Here is a 2,855-nt window from a genome sequence, read left to right on the forward strand (position 1 = left end):
TCGCTACGCGCTTCTTTCAGCTTGGCCTCACGGCGTCCACCTTGCGTTTCACTACAGTTGTCGTCACTCAGTCTGGTCACCGCTTTCAGGTGACTGATTTTGGCCCATGCCGGGCACACTGGGAGCGGGCGTTGCCCGCGATGAGGCCGGCAAGCGCAGCAGATCATCCGGCACTTGAAATGAGACCGGCTTCAACAAGCGCTTCGCGGGCTTTTCCACGCCATGAAAAAACGCCGCGTTCCGGAGCCCGGAACGCGGCGTTCTTGGTCAATCCCGACGCAGCTTAAACGGCCAGGGCGCGCTCACGCAGTTCGCTATTGAGGATGCGATCGTTCTCGCTGTAGTCCACCGGCACGTCGATCACGTGCACGCCCGGGGTCTTGATGCAGTGCTCCAGCAGCGGCAGCAGGCCTTCGGCGCTTTCCACCCGATGGCCGTTGGCACCGTAGGCTTCGGCGTACTTGACGAAGTCCGGGTTGCCGTAGTCCAGGCCGAAATCGGTGAAGCCCATGTTCGCCTGCTTCCAGCGGATCATGCCGTAGCCGTCGTCACGCAGGATCACCACGGTGACGTGCATGCCCAGACGCACCGCGGTTTCCAGCTCCTGGCTGTTCATCATGAAACCGCCGTCGCCGCACACCGCGATCACCGGACGGTCCGGATACACCAGGTGCGAGGCCATGGCCGACGGCAGGCCCGCGCCCATGGTCGCCAGGGCGTTGTCCAGCAGCACGGTGTTGGGCTTGTGCGCCTTGTAGTTGCGGGCGAACCAGATCTTGTAGATGCCGTTGTCCAGGGCGACGATGCCGTCCGACGGCAGGGCGCGGCGGATATCGGCGACCAGCCGCTGCGGATACACCGGGAAGCGGTTGTCGTCCTTGCCTTCGGCGATCTGCGCTTCGTTGGCCTCGCGGATCGCCATCAGGCGGGTGAAGTCCCAGTGCGACACGTCGCCCAGGCCTTCGCCGATCTGCCATACGGCGTTGGCGATGTCGCCGATCACTTCGATCTGCGGGAAGTACACGGCATCGACTTCAGCGGAGCGGAAGTTGATGTGGATGACCTCGGTGCCGCCACGGACCATGAAGAACGGCGGCTTCTCGATCACGTCGTGGCCGATGTTGATGATCAGGTCGGCCGCCTCGACCGCACGGTGCACGAAGTCACCGGAAGACAGTGCGGCGTTGCCGAGGAAGCGCGGGTTGCGCTCGTCGACCACACCCTTGCCGAGCTGGGTGGTGACGAACGGGATGCCGGTCTTCTCGATCAGCTGGGTCAGGACCTTGGCGGTCATCTTGCGGTTGGCGCCGGCACCGATCACCAGGATCGGGCTGCGCGCGATGCGCAGTTTCTCGACGGCGGCCTCGATGGCCACGTGCTCGGCCAGCGGACGACGGTGCAGGCTCGGCGGAATCGGCAGGACGTCGGTCTGCTCGGCGGCGATGTCTTCCGGCAGCTCCAGGTGCACCGCGCCCGGCTTCTCTTCCTCGGCCAGGCGGAACGCCTCGCGCATGCGCGACGGGATGTTGTCGGCGGAGGCGAACTGGTGGGTGTACTTGGTGATGGGGTCCATCATTGCGCACACGTCGAGGATCTGGAAACGACCCTGCTTGGACTTCTTGATCGGCTTCTGGCCGGTGATCATCAGCATCGGCATGCCGCCCAGGTAGGCGTAGGCGCCGGCGGTGACCAGGTTGGTCGCGCCAGGGCCGAGGGTCGACAGGCTGACGCCGGTCTTGCCGGTGAGGCGGCCATAGGTGGCAGCCATGAAGCCCGCGGACTGTTCGTGGCGGGTCAGCACCAGCTTGATCTTCGACTTGCGCAGGGATTCCAGCAGGTCGAGGTTTTCCTCACCGGGAATGCCGAACACATACTCGACACCTTCGTTTTCCAGGCATTGCACAACGACATCGGCGGCCTTGGCCATCTTGCTTGCTACCTCAAATGGGATTGCAGGATCAGGGAAAAAAGGTTGAGCGGTCAGCGCGGAGCACTGACATCAGTCTGCCCGGTCGCCAGCAAAGCGGCCCGGACGAAGTCTTGACGCAAGCAACGCTCGATAAAGTCACTTACAAAGACGGCGGCATTGTCGCATCTTTTCGGCACCGCCATGGCTTGACGTATTGAAGTAAATGCACCGTTCAGCACCCGAAAGCGACAATCGGCCGCAGCGATCTTCTCCAGCGGCTGACGCACGCCGGCGGCGGCATCGAGATGTGCGCCGATGAACAGGTCCACCGCGCCCGCCGAGGTGGCGGCCCGTTCCAGCGTCGCGTGCTGCAGGGTGCGGCTGAGGAACAGGTCGTAGGCCGCGCCCTCGCCCACCGCCAGGCGCAGGCCGGGCTGGTCGAGCTGGTCCACCGCCTGGAACGGTGCATCGTTGCGCACCAGGTAGGTGCCTTCGATCAGCACGTAGGGGGCACTGAAGTGGATCTGCGCCTCGCGTACCGGTTCGATGGCGAGGAAGGCGACGGTCCAGGCGTTGTCCTCCAGTGCAGCGAAGACCTTGCCGGCGGCGTCGAAGGTACGCATTTCCAGGGGCACGCCCAATGCGTCGGCCAGGGCCTTGGCCAGGGCCACGGAGACGCCCTGGGGCTCGCCGTCGGCACCGCGCTGGGCAAGGACCGGGTTGCCGAAGTTGATGGCGGCGCGCAGCACGCCGTCGGGGGCGAGTTCCTGGAGGATGGCGGGGGTTACAAGGGGCATGTTGGACTCCAGCGATGAGGTCCTCAAGGCTTACCAGATAGGCAAGGTATAGGAAACGATCAGGCGATTCTCGTCGGCACCCCGGGCGAAGCTCGAGCGATAGGCCGCATTGCGCCACTTGATGCCGACATTCTTCAGCACCCCGTCCT

General features: G+C 64.3%; 3 protein-coding genes. All 3 read right to left on the reverse strand.

The window, feature by feature from the left end; all coding sequences use genetic code 11:
* Nucleotides 1-283 precede the first annotated feature (283 nt).
* Nucleotides 284-1,927, reverse strand: coding sequence for an acetolactate synthase large subunit (locus RTI28_RS30185; protein WP_316923893.1), 1,644 nt, complete (start codon nt 1,925-1,927; stop codon nt 284-286).
* A gap of 53 nt (nt 1,928-1,980) precedes the next feature.
* Nucleotides 1,981-2,706: a transporter substrate-binding domain-containing protein gene (locus tag RTI28_RS30190; protein ID WP_316923894.1), complete on the reverse strand. Its 726-nt coding sequence runs from the start codon at nt 2,704-2,706 to the stop codon at nt 1,981-1,983.
* A gap of 30 nt (nt 2,707-2,736) precedes the next feature.
* Nucleotides 2,737-2,855, reverse strand: a 119-nt coding sequence (locus RTI28_RS30195; RefSeq protein ID WP_316923895.1) for an OprD family outer membrane porin, incomplete at its 5' end; no start/stop codon positions are given.

Source organism: Pseudomonas sp. zfem002 (genome assembly GCF_032621685.1).
Lineage (GTDB): Bacteria > Pseudomonadota > Gammaproteobacteria > Pseudomonadales > Pseudomonadaceae > Aquipseudomonas > Aquipseudomonas japonica.